We start from the raw sequence: 16,895 nt of genomic DNA on the forward strand, positions 1-16,895 counted from the left end.
ACCCGCTCCGCGTGTTTTATGAAATGCGCTTCGCGCCTTTCATGTATTCACGCTTCGCGTGAATACGGATTTCCGCTGCGCTCCAATCCTTGGCGGTCCGGTTCCGCTGCGCTTCACCGGCCCGGGGCATCCGCTGCGCTCCTGCCCTATCGGCTGCGCCGGGCAGCAGCAAGCGGGGCGGGTGGCGGTGCATCAAGTCTGCTAACAGGTAGGATCCCGAACCAACCAGCACCACCGGCCAGAGGCCGGCCCACCCCCGGAACCACCACCAGGAGCAGGACGGCTGAGGCGGAGAAACCCCCGTGCAGGCCAACCGTCAGACGACCTACCGGGCGGCCTGCGCCCCAAATCCGCCACGCTGGCAAGGGTACCACTCGGACACGCCAGCACGAGCAGAAACCGGCCATCCGCCAACTGGATCAGAGATACATGAGGCGTCCGCCCCACGCATGATGCATCATGCGATTGCATCGGGTAGATTTCCGAACGAACACTCACTTCCTGATGAACCTGGAGAAAGGTTCCTGGTCATGGCCGAAAAAATCAAACTCCGCCCGCATCAGGAAGAGGCCGTGGAAGCCATTGTGTCCGGGCTCCATATCGGTCCGGGACAGCGGATCCCTGACGGTGGATTGCGCGGTCAGGTGCACGCCGCGTGCGGTACGGGAAAAACCTTCATCGCCGCCGCCGCTGCGCACCGTATTGCGCCTCATGGCCGTGTTCTGGTTCTGGTTCCGACTCTGGCTCTGCTTTCGCAGACGGTGCAGGAGTGGCGGGCGTTCGGACATTCGGGTCCGATGGTGGCGGTGTGCTCGATCGAGGACGATCCGCAGCTGTATTCGCTGGGGGTGCCGTCCACGACCAGCGCGCCGCAGCTGGCGCTGCACTGGGGCAAGGGGCCGGTGACGGTGTTCGCCACCTACGCCTCCCTGCCGGTTCTGATCGAGGCTCACGAGGGTTTGTACGGGCTCCCCATGGACGTGTGGGACCTGGTGGCAGTCGATGAGGCGCACCGGACCAGTGGGCATCTGGGGAAGGCGTGGGCGGCTGTGCATGATCAGGAGCTGGTGCCGGCGATGCGGCGGTTGTATCTGACGGCGACTCCGCGGATCTGGATGGAGCGGCCCCCGCGGCGTCGTTGGGAGCGTGAGGTCGAGGGGGCGGTGGCGCCGCGTGACCCGTTGCCGGAGGAGATGGCTTGTTCGATGGACGATGAGGCCATTTACGGGCCTGTTCTGTGGGCGATGGCGTTGTCGGAGGCGATCTCGCGGGGGCTGCTGGCGCGGTACCAGATCGTGGTGGTGGAACTGCGTGACCCTTCGCTTCCCTTGCAGAAGCTGTACGGCGAGGAGCGGTACGAGGAGCATGTGCGCGGTGAGCGGCTGGCGGTGCTTCAGGCCGCGTTGCTGGAGACGATGTGCGAGCACCGGCTGAGCCGGTGCATCACTTTCCACCACCGGACCATCGAGGCTCGTGCTTTCGCCGAGGGGCTCCCCCGTGTGGTGCGCCAGTTGCACGCCAGTGATCCGGAGCGGCACCCGAAGGCGGTGTGGTCGGGGTGGTTGTCGGGCGAGCAGGACCAGGAGGTGCGTGGCGAGCGGTTGCGGGTGTTCGGGGCGCGGGCGGGTCGTGCGGTGATGTCGAATTGCCGGGTTTTGGGTGAGGGCGTGGATGTGCCGAGCGTGGATTCGGTTGCGTTGATCGATCCGAAGGGGTCGGCGGTGGATATCGTCCAGGCCATTGGGCGCGCGTTGCGTCAGAAGCCGGATCAGGGGAAATTGGCGACGCTGATCGTGCCGATTTTCCTGGGTGAGGGTGAGACACCGGAGGATATGCCGTATTCGGCTTCTTATCGTCCGTTGGTGAGGGTGTTGTCCGGGTTGCGGGCGCATGATGAGCGTGCGGTGGAAATGCTGGCGGCGCCGCAGGAAAACTTGAATCGCAGCGAGCCGGTGCCGTCGTGGCTCGGTGAGGCGCCGGAGGGTGACGATGGTGAGGAGAACCGGCTGCTGCTGCGGTTCGGGACCCGTCGCGACCCGTCGCTCGTCGCCCGGTTCGTCAAGTACCAGCTGATCGAGCCGGAGCACGCCAACTGGAAGGCCGGTCACCGTGCGGCGGTCGCCTACCGCCAGCGCGAAGGCCACCTGGACGTCCCCTACAACCATGTCGAGGGCGGTCCGGCGGGTGCGCCGGCCGCGTTCAGGGGTGGTGGTTTCCCGCTCGGGCGGTGGCTGTCGGATCAGCGGCGGGCCATGCGTGCGGGGCGGCTGGCTGTCGAGCGGGCCGAGGATCTGGAGGAGCTGGGGATCGTGTGGGAGCCGGCCGATGAGGCGTGGGAGGAGAACCTGGGAGCGGCCCGTGCGTACTTCGATGTCTATGGCACGCTCGCGGCTCCGGTGACGGCGGCGATCCTGGACAGGCCGGTGGGGCAGTGGCTGGCCAACGCCCGCAAGAAGGGCGGGCTGGGCAAGGACCCGCAGCGGGCGGCCCGGCGGGCGGCGCTGCTGGCGGCGATCGATCCGGACTGGAAGCCCGACTGGCCGGTGGACTGGCAGCGCCACTACGCCACGCTGAAGAACCTGGTGGACGACGGTGTCGATCTCGCGTCGGTGCAACCGGGGACGGTCGTGCACGGCATGGACGTCGGCCGGTGGCTGGCCACCCAGCGGCAGGACTGGCCGCTCCTGAGCCACGGGCAACGCGACCGACTCGCCCGGCTGGGTGTAGAGCCGGCCGAGCAGACCGCACCGGCACAGGCAGGACCAGGAGACGCGGCGGCGGGCAGACGCCCGTCTGGGGGCCGTTCAGCGGCCTTCGCGCGGGGTGTTGCGGCGCTGGCGCAGTTCAAGGCTCGCACGGGCTCTCTGACGCCCTCCAGGGGGCATGAGGAGACCGTGGTGGTCGACGGCGTGGAACACGTCGTGAAACTGGGGGTGTTTCTGTCCAACCACAAGAGCCGCCGGACCAGGCTCACTGCGGACAAGCTGGCCGCACTCGCCGCCCTCGGACTCGACTGGGCCACCCCACCAACGGAACAGACGCCACACACAGCCACGTGACCGGACACCCCCGTCGGCAAGGAGCACGTGCGCCACATGACCAGCCGGTGCCCGTCGAAAGAAACACCCCCACGTCGGCGAAGAGGACCGACGGCGGCGGTCGGGTTGGTCATGGTGGTCCGGAACACCCCCGCGTCGGCGAGGAGGACCGCGACCTGGAGATCCACCAGAACCCCGAGGCCGGAACACCCCCGCGTCGGCGGAGAGGACTCCCCTAGACGTGCCGTGACGTACCGTGCATCGGAACACCCCCGCGTCGGCGGGGAGGACGTCGTTCAGGACGTGCTGGAGGAGTCCGGCCGCGGAACACCCCCGCGTCGGCGGGGAGGACCCGGTCCACAGGCCCCGCACCACGTCGCGGCCCGGAACACCCCCGCGTCGGCGGGGAGGACTCATGCAGCGTGGCCCGGGTGCCGAACCAGTCCGGAACACCCCCGCGTCGGCAGGGAGGACGACGCGCCACGGTAGGCGAGTTCCCGGAGCTGCGGAACACCCCCGCGTCGGCGGGGAGGACCTCGCCGGGCAAGCCACCCACGGCACGGAGGACGGAACACCCCCGCGTCGGCGGGGAGGACGATGACCCCAGCTTCGAGGTCCCCGTAGGTCTCGGAACACCCCCGCGTCGGCGGGGAGGACGGCGCCAGCAGCAGTACACCAACACGAACCGGCGGAACACCCCCGCGTCGGCGGGGAGGACGCGCAGCGCACGCTCGACCGCAGGCCAGGCGTCGGAACACCCCCGCGTCGGCGGGGAGGACGGATGCTGATAGACGCCCTTGATGCCCGGATACGGAACACCCCCGCGTCGGCGGGGAGGACCTCACCTCCGACCACCGCAAGATCCTCCGCAGCGGAACACCCCCGCGTCGGCGGGGAGGACATCCGGTCCAGGGCGGACGCGAACCCTTCCGCCGGAACACCCCCGCGTCGGCGGGGAGGACACCGGCACCGCCGACGACGACCCGGCCGAACCCGGAACACCCCCGCGTCGGCGGGGAGGACCCATACAGGCAGTCGATGGAGACGACGTCCTGCGGAACGCCCCCGCGTCGGCGGGGAGGACTCTCGGGCGATCCCCCGCGTCGCCCGAGAAGACGGAACACCCCCACGTCGGCGGGGAGGACCAGGGCGAACGTCGCGGTGCAACGCCGGCCTACAAACCGATGTCGTCGCGCCTCACGATGTAGTGCCGTTCCACGCGACCGACCGGACCGATGAGAGTGTCCTCTCCAACGAGTTGCCATTCCATCCAGTAGGTTCCGCCGCCATGATGTTCACCGCGGCAGGAGCAGGTGCAGTCGTCACCGGCTGCTGTCTGGCACTTGCGGTCGCATCGCTCCGTCGTAGAGAACTCAAGGTAGACGTGAGCCTCTCCGAACCGGTTGGCGAGAGCCGTCGTGAGCGTCCTCAGGTGCGGCTTCGCTATCTCCCACCGCCCGGGGCGCACCGTGTTATTCCATTCCGGACGAATACGATCGCCCAGCTCGCCGTGCAGCCATGCCCGATTGGTGGCGCCGAATGGCATCCGCATCCATAGGCGCATCTGGTCGTAACCGCGGCGTACCCAAGGTTCTCTCACAGTCTAATTCCCTTCGATACGAGGTCTTCCTAATTGCGCCAAATGGCAGACCTTTTCCGCATGCCGCATGCCGCATGCCGCATTGTTCACGATTTCTTAACCAGACATGGCTCACCAGCGCTTGCGTCGAGAAGCGCGTGCCTGCATTTGGAGAATTCGACGAGGTGAGGCACCGTCAGTAATCTAAATATCGGTAAGCAGCTTAATAAGCTCGCGAAGATGCGTTTCACTAAGGTTCTTCTTCAGGCTGCGCGCACATGCTTCTGGACGGGTTGCCGGGACTGAGAATGTTTTTGTCCGGAACCCCGCTTCGACCATTGCCGCATTTGCACTCAATTCACCCGAGATGACTTTCCTGTAAATCTCTGGCGCGTCTCTGTGTAGGCGTTTTAGCGCAGCTTGATGAGCCTTACTGAGCTGCCGCACTTCGTGACTGTCGCCTGCTGCGGCACTAGTGTTCGGGTCAGGGTTCTGCGTGTCTCTAAGGGCATGCTCGAACAGTTCACGAGCCACTGGGTCGTTAGCAACTATCCTCCGAACCAGTGCGACGTCTGCTCCCAGCCCCGCCGTTGGCGGGGCGAGGACAAAGTCCAAGAATTTCTCATGCCTGATGAGTTCACCTCGCGGAGTGGTGAACTCACGCCATGCCTCTTCCTGGAGGACACGAGTGAGGAGCGGGGGAACGTCTGCAAGACCGTTACTGAGGGAGCGAACGCCGCTACCGAGAGCATGGACAAGGACAGCGTTTGATTTCGGTGACTGTGTCATGCGCTTTGCAACCACTTATCGAGAATCAGGAGCCGCTTCTCCAGCGTTGCCAGCGTGGCCTGGTCGATCTTCCTCTCCTGGCATTCGCGGTTCAGTTCGGCGTGGATGTGACTATGGGGCTTACGAGTCAGGCGGCTGAGTCGTCCCACCTTCCGTGCGATGAGTTCGCGGAGTTCCTTCTTGCGCTCGGAGCGGGTCTGTTGAACAGGCGGCTCGGGGGCCGCCCCGGGCTGGGCGGATCCGCCGCTCAGCCGGAGGAGCCGAGCGATAGCAGAGGGCTCTGTCCCTACCGGAAGGCCAGCCTGCTGGCCCAGACGACGGGCATGGAGCAGCTCGGCTTCCTCGAAAGCCTCGCCGCTGTTGATCGTGAAGGCGTGGGCGGCTGCGGATGATCCAAGGACCTCGGTTGTCCTCGGCAGCATCCGAGGGTCGCTTTCGCCTTCTGCCATCTCACGGCGGACCTTGCTCTCCTCGTCGGCGAGGACAGCATCAACCGTGCGCTCGATTCCCGCTGCGATGGTCAGCAGTTGCGCAATGGACGGGATGAAGACGCGGGCACACATCTCATCCTCATCTCCCTGCTTGCGCACGCATCGGCCGACGACCTGGCGGAAAAACATCTCGGTACGGACGCGGGTGGCATAGACGATGACGCCAAGCCGGGGGATGTCCACGCCCTCGGAAACCATCTGGACGGCCACGATCCAGCGAGTGTCGCTGCGGGCGAAGTCGTCGATGACTTTGGAAGCGGCTGGATCATCGGAGACCGCGATCTTCACGTCCTCTCCGGTCTGATGCCGGAGAATATCTGCATAGGCATGCGCGGAGGCCTGGTCTGTCGCGACGACAAGCCCTCCGCAGTCGGGCTTGTCCTGGCGCATCAGAGTCAGTTCCTCATGCGCCCGCCTCAAGACCGAAGGGATCCACTGGCCGCCCGGGTCGAGGGCGGTCTTCAGTGCCGCAGCGATAGTGCTAGCGTCCGCCTCGGAGAGCCTTTGCGACATGGGGTGCTCGGAGGCGAAGCGCCAGCGTGCTTCACCATCCATGGCGGGGAAGGCTACCGGGCGCACGACCTCCTGGTCCTGCAGCGCCATACCGTAGTCGTAATTGATGTCTGCCACGACGCGACGGTCGGGACCGTAGTTGAGGAATGGGATGGGCTTGCCGTCGCTGCGGAAGGGCGTGCCCGACAGGGACAGACGGCGGTGGGCGTTCGAGAAGGCTTCGGAGAGCGCAGTTCCCCAGGCTAGGTGTTCGGCTTCGCCGGCGTGGTGGATTTCGTCGAAGATGACCAGCGATGGTCGGCGGGGGTTGCAGGAGAGCTTGCGCCACAGCAGCGGGTTTGCCGCCACGGACTGGTAGGTCGCAACGATGCCGTCGAAGTCGCTCGCCTTCTCCTGGCTGCGGTTGACGAACTCGGAGTCGAGCTGGATGCCTTCCCTGGCCGCAGCCCGGGCCCACTGGCCTCGCAGGTGGGCGGTAGGGACGATGACGAAGACGTTGGTGATCTCACTTCGGTCGATCATGGACTTCGCGGCAAGGATGGCGAACGTGGTCTTGCCCGCGCCGGGCGTAGCCACCGCGAGGAAGTCGTTCTGGGTGCCCAGGAACTTGCGGAGTCCGTCTTCCTGCCACTTACGAAGCCTCACGCCGTTGGAGCCCTTCTTGAGGTTGCAGGACGGGCATGCCGCCTGCCCGTTGAAGATGTCTGTGCGTCCGCCCTTGGACCAGGGCACTTCGTGATCGGCGTGCCATCCGGGCTGAAGCTCGGCGCCGCACATGGTGCAGCAACCGTCTGCGGCCAGGAACAGCGCTGTTCGTTCTGCCGCGGTGTACAAACGCTTCGGATCTCGGGCAGCGGGCAACGGCACCTCCGTCCACACAGATGGCCTAACCCGGCCATCGTCGACAGAATGCCACGTACCACTGACAACCCATGCTCGATCAACACCAATTGACGTCGATCCTTCGGCCCCCATCGGCTCTGGGGAGGGGCGCTGGCGGTCCACGTGCGTCAGCTGCCCTGCCTGCTTCCTCCCCCGGATGCTGCAACGGCATCACCGCGGCCGTTCTGGTCCTTCACCACGCGTCAGCGTGAGGTTGGTCGTACCGGCAACCGGGCGGTACGGCCTTCTCGCAGCCCTCATCCTGGGTGAAGCCGTCGAGCGCGCCGCCTCGCCCGGTCGGGGCGTCACCGCAGAATGGTGGACGAACACGGGGCAGCGCGTACGGCGTCCAGGCGGCGGCGTTGACCTCCGACAGCGCGTCAAGCCGGGGCCCGGCGGCCGCCCAGAGCGGCTGTGCGCGGTACCGGACCGGGTCGAGCCCCACCAGGTCCGCGCACGGCCTGGTCTTGATCTGGGGGACGCGCACTTCTCACGCGCTGGTGGTGCGGGTCATGCTTTGGGTGGCTGCCTGTATCGGGTGTCAGTGACCGGTGACGGTGCCGTCCAGAAGCGGGTTCAGGAACGCCTGGGCTGCCTGGGTGGCTTCGGCGAAAGGGCGGCAACCTTGCAGGCCGAGAACTAGGGCAGCCGCGCTGGGATACTTGTCGTTCCAGTCGGGCCTGGGGCGGCGAAGCCTTGAGGTAAGGCAACGCCCTGCTGCCGCAGGGCGCGGTGCGGCCAGTCATGATCTATTCACGCCTTCTCCCAGCCCGGGCGCTACGAGGTATTCCAGAATAGAGAGCTCTGTACCGCCACGGAGGGAGAGCCCGTGCACGGCCTCGGGTGGGAAGACTGGACGGCCGCGGGAGTGGACCCGAACCGTCTGCCGGCTGGCTGGGGCTGGAAGGTCACACGCCCTTCAGGTCGCGGTTTCGACGACGACCCGGTCGACTACGCCGCCTGCCTGCGCGACGGTCGCGGCGTCCTCATCGAGGAGACGCCCAGCGTGCCCCTGCGGCGCCGCAAGCAGCCATCGCCCCGCGCAGCACCACATGCATCAGGCGCAGACTACCTGCCGTTCACGACCGAGGTCCCGTTCGGGCTGTGGATCTTCACTCTGGTCCCGGGTGATGACGAGGAGCGGTCCGGACGGACCTGGAGCCAGAGGATACGGTTTCGGGTACCGGCATGGTGGGCGCTGGGTCCCCAGGGGCACACAGCAGCAGCACTGCTCACCCGACTGAACAAGCTCACCTGGGACGAAATCCTCACCCTGCGCCGCTCCTACAACAAGGCGTGGCCGACCGATCGCGAAGACCCCGCTTGGTACGAGGCGCAGGACCTCGCCACGGCCGCCAACCGGGCACAGCTGAAGAACGCCCTAATCAAGCACACTGAAGCAGGACTGGCCCGAGCAGCCCGCTCCTACGGCAAACGCGTACGAGACTTCTCGGACGAACAGAAAACCGTCTGCTTCGCCGCCGCGGCCCTCGCCATCGAGGACCTCTCCCCCGGCCTCGCTCACCGCCTCCTCGGTCCGCTCCGTCTCGCCCTCGGCGACGTCCACACCTACCCCGTCCCTGCATGGGCCGACAGCATGTAACACGGGGCCGTCCCACGACGTGCGCCACTACGTACCAGGTGTCAGGAAACGGAGCCCTCACCGTTTCGCGGTCTCTCCCAGCATTTGCGGCGCTGCCTCCTCAGCATCATGAGCGGTGGAGTGGGTTGCCGGTTCACCTGCTTCAGGCCGGATGGCTGGTGTGTTGATCAGCTCCTGGACGCGTTGGGCGAAGCCGTCTCCAGGAACGGGAAGTTCGGCTTCGGGTTCGCGGAGGTAGCCGGTGGTGACCGCCCGGGGGATGTAGGTCATCAGCTTGAGGACTGTCGCTGACCTTGAGCGGGTGGTGTTCGCGGAGAGGTGGCGCAGGACTCGGAGGATGGTGGTGGTGGATGTGTCGGTGATGGAGTGGTTGGCGGGGTGCCAGCGCCGGGGGCAGGACGGCTCGGGGCCAACGTCCTGAGCCGGGTCTGCTGATCCGGATAGGGCTTGGACGTCGTCGGTCTGGTGGTGCCACCAGTCGGCAGTGTCGCTCTCTCCTTGGGCAAGGTGGTGGAGGTAGAGGCAGTAGGCGGCGGCGGCTTGCCCGGCGCCGGCGGCGTACTGCCACCAGAACCGTGCCCCTTCGTCAGTGTCGGACAGTTGCAAGATGCAGGCGAGGGCGAGGGCGCTGCGAGGTTCGGGGACCTGGTCGGTGAGGAAGTCAGCGACGGCGGTGGGTGGGGTGTGAGTGAGGAGGGTTTCGCATAGGGCGCGCAGGTCTTCGGCCGCCTCGGTGAGCGGGCCATCCGAGGCCGGAGTGTGTCCGGGTTGGCGTGTGCTGGTCGTGCCTGGCGTGGCGTGGGGGGTGGTCTCTCGGGGGATGGTGCGGTTGCGGATGAGGAGGGCTCTGGAGAGGCGTTCTTCGATGTGGCTCACGGGGCGGTCCCTTCGGTGCTGGGCGGCGGGATGACGCTGTCCAGGAAGCGGGTGGCGTGGCGTTCGTCGGAGCGGATGGTGGCCAGGGAGGTGCCCAGGAGGGCGGAGGCGGCCTCGTGGGTGAAGCCGCACAGGCGGCGCAGGACGATGACGTCGAGTTGGCGGTCGGGCAGACGGCTGATCGCGGTGAAGAGTTCGAGGGTTTCGGTGAGCTGCTGGGCGTAGTGGGCCGGGTCGGTGAGGTTCTGCAGGGTGACGGTGTCGAAGGCGGCGTGGCCGAGTTCGGGCCGGCCGTCGCGGTGGGGGGTGCGGGCCATGACGGTGGTGCGCAGGACGTTCCAGGCGTAGCGGCGGAGGTCGTGGCTGGCGAGGGCCTGGTTCCAGGACAGCCAGAGGCGGTCGAAGGTGTCGGCGACGGCGTTGTCGCGCTGGTTATCGTCGAGGAAGACCTGGGCGTAGAGGGAGTAGTCGTTCTCGACAAGTTCACGGAAGGCGCCGTGGTCCAAGGGCGGGGTGGTGTGGGTTGCGGTCACGGTGATGCGGTCGGTGCAGCCGTTGATCCATTCGCTGCTCTTGTGGGCTTCCAGGGCTGCCTGGCTCCACAGCCGGTACAGGGGCCAGTTCGGCATGCCCAGCTCGGTGGCGAGCAGGAGGACGATCTCCCAGCGGGGGTAGAGGCCGACGCCGCGCAGCAGTTCGGAGATCTTCGACTTGGCGAAGCGGACGCGGATGCTGAGCTCGTTCAGGGTCAGGCCGCTGGCCAGGTAGGAGGTGCGCATCGGGTCGAGCCAGGCGCGGTGGGCGCTGCCGACGTTGTCGGCGACGGGGCCGAGCTTGCGTCCGGGGCGGGCGGGTGCGGATCTGCCGGGTGGTACTGGGGGTTCGGTCGGTGTCGTCACGGGGCGTCGTCCTCCTTGTCCGCACTGGCGTCCAGGCGGGCGGAGCCGGGCGTGGGTGCGGGGCGGGTGCGGACGGTGTGGACGATCTGCTGCACGGTCAGGGCGAGGGCCGGGGCGAGCGCGGCCACCGCGGCTGTCTCGCCGGCGGCCACCATCACCACGCTCCAGGCGAACACGGTCGCCGTGACCGTGACCGTGGTGACCGTTATCTGCCGAGGCTTCATACGGGGTACTCCCCTTGTTCGTCGTCGGGTCAGCCATGTGAGCCCGGCGGCCCCATCCGGGAGGGCACGCCGGCGCCCCGCGCAGACGGGTGCCGAGGCCGCCGCGCTGGGGAGGGCAACCAGCATGACCAGATGGGGAGTTGTTACGCCATGTGATCAGGGAATCGCGGAACAATAGCGATCACGGCCGTTTCCGGCACGGCTGGGGAGAGTAGCGGCGTCTGAGGGGGCAAGTCGGCGCGCTGACGGGTGGAAGTTCCCGGTTCTCCTTGCAATTGCAGGCCGAAGCGACGTCAATGGAACGTGACGCCGTTGGTGTCGGCCTTCCATCCGGAAGGGCCCGTCCCCGTGCCGAAACAATGGGGGAAGCGGGCATCCGCTCTCGCCTGGCCGCCCATAGAGGCCAGGCGAGAGCACATCCCCGCACAGGGGGCACGACGACCGTAGACCACAGCACTGACACTCCCCGGCAGCCTGCCCACGCACACGGTCCTGTCCAGCACCATCCGAGAGCAGGCCAACGGATCAGCCGCACGTCCCTTGATGCAAGTCTTCCCCACGGCCGGCCCGATGGGCATCCCGTCAACCGTCTCGCTGTATCAGCTCCCGCCCGGGCACCGCGACCGGCATCCCGGAGGGCAGACCAGCGCACCCCTCACCCCGCAAGGCCCATCACTCCGGGACCCGCCTTGGCCGCGACATCACGGTCCTCCTCGGCAGTTCCACGATGACGAGAAACCCCCGCCCCAGCTGTGACAGCCGGATGGTCGGCCTTGGGCTCTGGTAGAGCCGTCACTGCTGGCGGCGAGGGTCGGTCCGAAGGGGGGCGGCGGGAGAAGCACCCACGTCGGCGGATAGTGGACGCGATCTTCTACGTGGTGCGGACCGGGTGCGCCAACTGTCGCGGGGCTTCCCGCCCTGGCCCACCGTGTACTGGTACTTCACCTGGTGGCACGATGACGGCACCGTCGAGCAGGTCCACGATACGTTGCGCAGCCGGGTCCGTGAGGCCGACGGCCGTAACGCGGAACCGAGCGCCGGGCTGATCGACTCGCAGTCCGTGCGCACGGCCGATACGGTCCCCGCCGAGCCCCGGGGCTTCGACGCGGGCAAGAAGGTCAAGGGCCGCAAACGGTTCATCGTCACGGACACCCTGGGCCTGCTGCCGGCGGTTCACGTGGTCGCGGCGGCGCGAAGCGTTCGTTGCTGTGGATCCGCCTGGACCATCCGGGCGTGCAGAAGATCTGGGCGGACCAGGGCTTCGCCGGCCGCCTCGTGGAGTGGTCACGCACGATCCTCGGCCGCGAGCTGGAGATCGTGCGCAAGGCCCCAGGCCGGCGCGGATTCCAGATCCAGCCCAAGAAAAGGGCGATCGAGCGCACCTTCTCGTGGCTCACCGCCCACCACCGCCTCGCGCGCGAACAGTCCCAGAGACAAGACCTCAGAGCCCCTGACGCCACCGACTGTCAGAGTCCGTGGCGATCGGCGGCGTGCGGCGCTGTGGCTGTCCACGGTGCGATGAGCGCGGCGGCCACGGAGACGGTGGCCAGGAGGCAGAAGAGTGGTCCGTAGCCGCCGAGGGGCACGGCCAGGGCGGCGCCGGCGAACGGCGCGAGGGCTGCCGCTGTAGTGGCCGGTGCCGCAAGCACTCCGGAGAGGCGGCCGTAGTGGGTGGTGCCCCAGCGGTCGGTGATGGCGGTGGCCTGGAGCAGGGTGAGGTTGCCGCGGGCCATGCCGGCCACAATCGACACGGCGATGAGCAGGGCGTACGGACCGGGGACGGCGGCGAAGGCGGCGGTGGTCAGCCCGCCGAGCGCGACCAGGAGCGCTGTGCGGACGGTGGCGGTGGTGCGGCGGGCGAAGGCGGCGTACAGAGTGCGGCCGAGGGTCTGTCCGGCGCCGCCGATGCCAAGGGCCCAGGCGGCCTGGCTGGTGGTGTACCCGCGTTCCAACAGGAGCGGGACGAGGGCGACGACGACGGCGTACATCGCGAAGCTGGACAGGGTGAAGACGGCGGCGAGCAGCAGGAACGGTCGGCTGCGCCTGACCTGGGCAGCGCCTGCGGCCGCGTGCGTGGGGCTGGTTGGGGTGCCGGGCCACGGTGCGCGCAGGGCCAGGGCGTGGGTGGGGATGGTGACGGTGGCGAGGATGCCGGCGAGCACGAGGTAAGTGTGGCGCCAGGACAGGGGGTCGGCGAGGGCCGCGGTCAGGGGTGCGAAGACGGTGGAGGCGAGCCCGCCGGCGAGGGTGACGATGGTCAGGGCCCGCACGTGGTCGGGTGCCCACCAGCGGGTGAGGGCGGCGAACGCGGGTTGGTAGAAGGTGGCGGCCATCGCGAACCCGGCCAGCATCCAACCAGCGGTGAAAACCGCGAGGTTGGGGGCTGCGGCCACGATCAGTAGGCTGATGACGCCGATCACGGAACCGGCGGTCATGACGGCACGTGGGCCGCGTCGGTCGAGGATGCGCCCGACGCGGATCCCGGCGAGGGCGGAGACGACGAGAGCGAGGGAGAACGCCGCGGTGGTTGCCCCGGCCGGCCAGCCGGTCGCGGTAGTGATCTGGGGGTTGAGGACGGGGAAGGCGTAGTAGACGATGCCCCAGCTCACGATCTGCGTGGCGCAAAGGGCGGGCAGGGCGGCGCGGGGCCGCGACCGGTCCCCTGTTCCGGTCGCGGCCCCGCGGGCTGGGGTGTTGAGGTCGGTCACGAGCCGCAGCAGCCGCCCGCCGGGGACTCAGCAGCGACTGCCGACGCCGCCACAGGGGCGCCGAGCTGAACGAGCTGGGGCGCGGGCGCGCAGCAGCCACCGCCGTCGGCCTCAGCGGCGTCGGGAACATCGAACAGGCCGGCGCCGCCGCAGACTCCGGTCTCGGGCAGGGTCAGTTCCACGCGGTCGGCCGCCTCCAGGTCGCCGGCGATCGCCGCGGCCACGGAACGGACTTGCTCGTAGCCGGTCATCGCCAGGAACGTCGGGGCGCGGCCGTAGGACTTCATCCCGACCAGGTACACGCCCTGCTCGGGGTGGGACAGCTCGCGGTGGCCGTGCGGGTAGACGGTGCCGCAGGAGTGCTGGTTGGGGTCGATCAGCGGAGCCAGGGCGAGGGGTGCCTGCAGGCGCTCGTCGAGCCCGAGGCGCAGCTCGTTCAGGAAGGACAGGTCGGGGCGGAAGCCGGTCAGGACGATGGCTTCGTCGACCGGGTCCAGACGGCGGCCGTCCTCGCCGGCCAGGATCAGGCGGCCGTCGGTGTCGCGTTCGATCGCCTCGGTGCGGAAGCCGGTGACCGCGTGCGCGTGGCCGGCGTCGACGGCGGCCTTCGCGGCCAGGCCCAGGGCGCCGCGCGCGGGGAGCTGGTCGGTTCCGCCGCCGCCGAAGGTGGAGCCGGAGATGCCGCGGCGCAGGATCCACACGGCCTTCGTTCCCGCGCCGTCGTCGGACGTGGCGAGGTCGGCCAGGTGGGCGAGGGCGGTGAAGGCGGAGGCGCCGGAGCCGATCACGGCGGTGCGCCTGCCCGCGTACCGGGCGCGGACGGCGGGGTCCTTCAGGTCCGGGACGCGGTAGGTGATCCGGTCCGCGGCGGCCCTCTCGCCGAGCGCGGGCAGTCCGCTGCCGCCGGCCGGGGAGGGCGTGGCCCAGGTGCCGGAGGCGTCGATGACGGCCCGGGCCAGGAGGCGTTCCTCGCGCCCGCCGGCGTGGGTGATGTGCACGACGAACGGCTGGGTCGCGCGGCCGGCGTCGACGATCCGGTCCCGGCCGGTGCGGGAGACGCCGGTAACGGTGGCGGCGTAGCGGACGCGGTCGCCGAGGACGTCGGCGAGCGGCTGCAGGTAGAGGTCGGCCCAGTCACCGCCGGACGGGTACGTCGCCGGGTCGGGGCGCGTCCAGCCGGTGGGCGCGAGGAGCTTCACGGCGGCAGGGTCGACGATCTCGCCCCAGGTGGAGAACAGGCGCACGTGTGACCAGTCGCGCACCGCGGTGCCGGCGGTGGGCCCGGCTTCCAGGACCAGGGGCTCGATGCCCTGATCGATGAGGTGGGCGGCGGCGGCCAGACCGGCGGGGCCGGCTCCGATCACGACGACGGGCAACTCGGCTGTGGCGGCGGGCGCATTCACGACGACTCCTTGCATGGTTCGACATCTGTCGATGGCTTGCGCGGTCCAGCATGACACCTGTATTGATGAGCGTCAACATAGACATTATTCGAAACCAAGGAGTGCGCTGATGGAGCACGTCGACGTCGTCGTGATCGGAGGAGGTCAGTCGGGCCTCGCCGCCGCCCACGCGCTGCTGCGGCGCGGCCTGCGGCCGGTGGTACTGGAGGCGTCCGACCGGGCGGCCGGGTCGTGGCCTCGGTACTACGACAGCCTCACGCTGTTCTCCCCCGCCCGGTACAGCTCCCTGCCCGGGATGCCGTTCCCCGGCGCCGATCCGGATCACTATCCGCACCGCGACGAGGTCGTCGCCTACCTCACCGCGTACGCAAACCGCCTGGACGCCGAGATCCGCACCGGCCACCGAGTCGCCGCGGTCCACCGCACCGGCGACTCCTTCGAGGTGGAGCTGGAGGGCGGCGGCTGGCTGTCCGCGCGGGCCGTCGTGGCGGCCTCCGGCTCGTTCGGGCGCCCGCACCGGCCGGCGCTGCCGGGCCTGGAGGAGTTCACCGGCCAGGTACTGCACGCCGCCGACTACCGCAGCCCGGCCCCGTTCGACGGCCGCCGGGTGGTGGTCGTGGGTGCGGGAAACTCCGCGGTACAGATCGCCGCCGAACTCGCCCAGGCCGCCCGCGTCACGCTCGCCAGCCGGAGGCCGGTGAAGTTCGCGGCTCAGCGCCTCCTCGGCCGCGATCTGCACTTCTGGCTGACGCGCACCGGCCTGGACGCCGCCCCGCTCGGCCGGCTCCTGCCTCGCCCGCCGTCGCAGCCGGTTCTCGACGACGGCCGATACCGGGCCGCCCTGGCCGCCGGACGGCCGGAGCACCGGCCGCTGTTCACCGGCGCCGACGGAGCCAACCTCCTCTGGCCGGACGGCGCGCGGGAGGAGGTCGACGCGCTCGTGCTCGCTACCGGCTACCGCCCCGACCTGCCCTACCTTGCCCGCCTCGACGGCGCCCTCGACTCATCGGGCAGCCCGCGGCACCGCGGAGGGCTCGCGGTCGGTGTGCCGGGGCTGGCGTTCGTCGGGCTGGAGTGGCAGCGCGGCCTGTCGTCGAACTCGCTGCGCGGCGTGGGCCGGGACGCGGACCGGATCGCCCGACGCCTGGCCGCCCACCTCGCGCGCTCCTGACGGCCCTCCCGCATTGGTTCGACATGTGTCAACATAGATGCATGTCACATACGAAGGTGCTGCCGCTGCTCGAGCCCGACACCGACGGTGTGGTGCCGTGCTGCCCGCCGCTGACCGAGCGGCCGTTCACTGCTGAGGAGGCCGAGACGGCCGCCCGGATGTTCAAGGCGCTGGGTGACCCGGTCCGCCTGCGGCTGTTCTCCGCCGTGGCCTCCCACGAGGACGGGGAGGCGTGCGTGTGCGACATCTCCGACGTCGGCGTCTCCCAGCCCACCGTCTCCCACCACCTGAAGAAGCTCAAGGAGGCCGGACTGCTGACCTCCGAGCGGCGCGGCACCTGGGTGTACTACCGCGTGGAGCCTTCGGTGCTGGCCGCGATGGGCAAGCTCCTCACACTGCCGGCCGCGGCCTGAAACCGGGGGCGGATAAGCAGGGCATGGTGAGCAGCAGCTCCGTGGTGGCGCCCATGACGGCAAAGCACGCTGAGCAGGTCCTGGCCATTTACCCGGACGGGATCGCCGAAGGGAACGCCACCCGAGACGGCGCTCGCCACGGCCCAGCCGGCGTGGTCGAGCACTCCGTCTGCGTCCGAGAACACCGCCAGCCTCACCCTCCACGAGCCGGCCGGGTTCCGCACCATCGGCACCCGTGAGCGCATCGGCCGGCACCGTGGCGGCTGGCGGGATGTGGTGCTGCTGGAGCGCCGCAGCCCGCTGGTG

At 68.9% G+C, this 16,895-nt stretch carries 12 protein-coding genes, 1 pseudogene and 1 CRISPR repeat array; of the genes and pseudogenes, 7 read left to right on the plus strand and 6 right to left on the minus strand.

The window, feature by feature from the left end; genetic code table 11:
* The first annotated feature begins 530 nt into the window (after positions 1–530).
* Positions 531–3,059 carry a Helicase associated domain protein gene (locus AB0F01_RS27495; RefSeq protein WP_362101138.1) on the plus strand — a complete coding sequence of 843 codons (2,529 nt, stop codon included), beginning with the start codon at positions 531–533 and terminating at the stop codon, positions 3,057–3,059.
* A gap of 59 nt (positions 3,060–3,118) precedes the next feature.
* Positions 3,119–4,183: a CRISPR direct-repeat array (repeat unit 29 nt; unit sequence CGGAACACCCCCGCGTCGGCGGGGAGGAC).
* A gap of 944 nt (positions 4,184–5,127) precedes the next feature.
* Positions 5,128–5,388, plus strand: coding sequence for a hypothetical protein (locus AB0F01_RS27500; RefSeq protein ID WP_192232483.1), 261 nt, complete (start codon positions 5,128–5,130; stop codon positions 5,386–5,388).
* Between the two features lie 14 nt (positions 5,389–5,402).
* Here the strand turns inward: AB0F01_RS27500 and AB0F01_RS27505 are convergent, their stop codons facing one another.
* The gene (locus AB0F01_RS27505; RefSeq protein ID WP_362101141.1) at positions 5,403–7,244 is read right to left on the minus strand and encodes a DEAD/DEAH box helicase family protein; all 1,842 of its coding nucleotides are present in this window, start codon (positions 7,242–7,244) and stop codon (positions 5,403–5,405) included.
* An 877-nt stretch (positions 7,245–8,121) separates the two neighbouring features.
* Here AB0F01_RS27505 and AB0F01_RS27510 point away from each other — a divergent pair.
* Entirely contained in the window at positions 8,122–8,895 is a 774-nt protein-coding gene (locus tag AB0F01_RS27510) for a hypothetical protein (RefSeq protein WP_318653232.1), read from the plus strand.
* Between the two features lie 57 nt (positions 8,896–8,952).
* Here AB0F01_RS27510 and AB0F01_RS27515 read toward each other — a convergent pair whose 3' ends face one another.
* Genes AB0F01_RS27515 through AB0F01_RS27525 form a run of 3 tightly spaced genes read right to left on the minus strand, consistent with a single transcriptional unit; the run spans position 8,953 to position 10,894 of the window.
* Positions 8,953–9,771, minus strand: a complete 819-nt coding sequence (locus AB0F01_RS27515) for a hypothetical protein (RefSeq protein WP_192232485.1) — start codon at positions 9,769–9,771, stop codon at positions 8,953–8,955.
* Positions 9,768–10,670: a sigma-70 family RNA polymerase sigma factor gene (locus AB0F01_RS27520; RefSeq protein ID WP_362101145.1), complete on the minus strand. Its 903-nt coding sequence runs from the start codon at positions 10,668–10,670 to the stop codon at positions 9,768–9,770. The genes AB0F01_RS27515 and AB0F01_RS27520 overlap by 4 nt, the downstream gene beginning before the upstream one ends.
* Positions 10,667–10,894: a hypothetical protein gene (locus AB0F01_RS27525; protein ID WP_192232603.1), complete on the minus strand. Its 228-nt coding sequence runs from the start codon at positions 10,892–10,894 to the stop codon at positions 10,667–10,669. The genes AB0F01_RS27520 and AB0F01_RS27525 overlap by 4 nt, the downstream gene beginning before the upstream one ends.
* A gap of 1,060 nt (positions 10,895–11,954) precedes the next feature.
* On the opposite strand from AB0F01_RS27525, the gene AB0F01_RS27530 reads away from it, so the two are divergent.
* Complete coding sequence (locus AB0F01_RS27530; protein ID WP_362101201.1) at positions 11,955–12,416, plus strand: hypothetical protein; 462 nt, start codon at positions 11,955–11,957, stop codon at positions 12,414–12,416.
* On the opposite strand, the gene AB0F01_RS27535 is transcribed toward AB0F01_RS27530, so the two are convergent.
* Both AB0F01_RS27535 and AB0F01_RS27540 read right to left on the minus strand, forming a co-directional pair.
* Positions 12,361–13,602 (minus strand): MFS transporter, encoded by a 1,242-nt coding sequence (locus tag AB0F01_RS27535; protein ID WP_192232602.1) that lies wholly within the window; start codon positions 13,600–13,602, stop codon positions 12,361–12,363. The two genes, AB0F01_RS27530 and AB0F01_RS27535, sit on opposite strands and share 56 nt — an antisense overlap.
* The gene (locus AB0F01_RS27540) at positions 13,599–15,005 is read right to left on the minus strand and encodes an NAD(P)-binding domain-containing protein (protein WP_192232601.1); all 1,407 of its coding nucleotides are present in this window, start codon (positions 15,003–15,005) and stop codon (positions 13,599–13,601) included. The genes AB0F01_RS27535 and AB0F01_RS27540 overlap by 4 nt, the downstream gene beginning before the upstream one ends.
* A gap of 109 nt (positions 15,006–15,114) precedes the next feature.
* Between AB0F01_RS27540 and AB0F01_RS27545 the strand changes: the two genes are divergently transcribed.
* The 3 genes and pseudogenes from AB0F01_RS27545 to AB0F01_RS27555 form a co-directional block, all read left to right on the plus strand.
* Positions 15,115–16,176 (plus strand): NAD(P)/FAD-dependent oxidoreductase, encoded by a 1,062-nt coding sequence (locus tag AB0F01_RS27545; protein WP_192232600.1) that lies wholly within the window; start codon positions 15,115–15,117, stop codon positions 16,174–16,176.
* Positions 16,177–16,217: 41 nt separating this feature from the next.
* Positions 16,218–16,589 (plus strand): metalloregulator ArsR/SmtB family transcription factor, encoded by a 372-nt coding sequence (locus tag AB0F01_RS27550; protein ID WP_192232599.1) that lies wholly within the window; start codon positions 16,218–16,220, stop codon positions 16,587–16,589.
* Positions 16,590–16,612: 23 nt separating this feature from the next.
* Positions 16,613–16,895 (plus strand): annotated as a pseudogene (locus AB0F01_RS27555) (N-acetyltransferase); the annotation flags it as partial.

The organism is Streptomyces sp. NPDC029526, from assembly GCF_040637405.1.
Lineage (GTDB): Bacteria > Actinomycetota > Actinomycetes > Streptomycetales > Streptomycetaceae > Streptomyces.

Bases quoted from the DNA above. Each gene is read 5' to 3' on its own strand.
- AB0F01_RS27495 (WP_362101138.1), top strand. From the start codon at position 531: ATGGCCGAAAAAATCAAACTCCGCCCGCATCAGGAAGAGGCCGTGGAA.
- AB0F01_RS27545 (WP_192232600.1), top strand. From the start codon at position 15,115: ATGGAGCACGTCGACGTCGTCGTGATCGGAGGAGGTCAGTCGGGCCTC.
- AB0F01_RS27525 (WP_192232603.1), bottom strand. From the start codon at position 10,894: ATGAAGCCTCGGCAGATAACGGTCACCACGGTCACGGTCACGGCGACC.
- AB0F01_RS27500 (WP_192232483.1), top strand. From the start codon at position 5,128: ATGCTCGAACAGTTCACGAGCCACTGGGTCGTTAGCAACTATCCTCCG.
- AB0F01_RS27550 (WP_192232599.1), top strand. From the start codon at position 16,218: ATGTCACATACGAAGGTGCTGCCGCTGCTCGAGCCCGACACCGACGGT.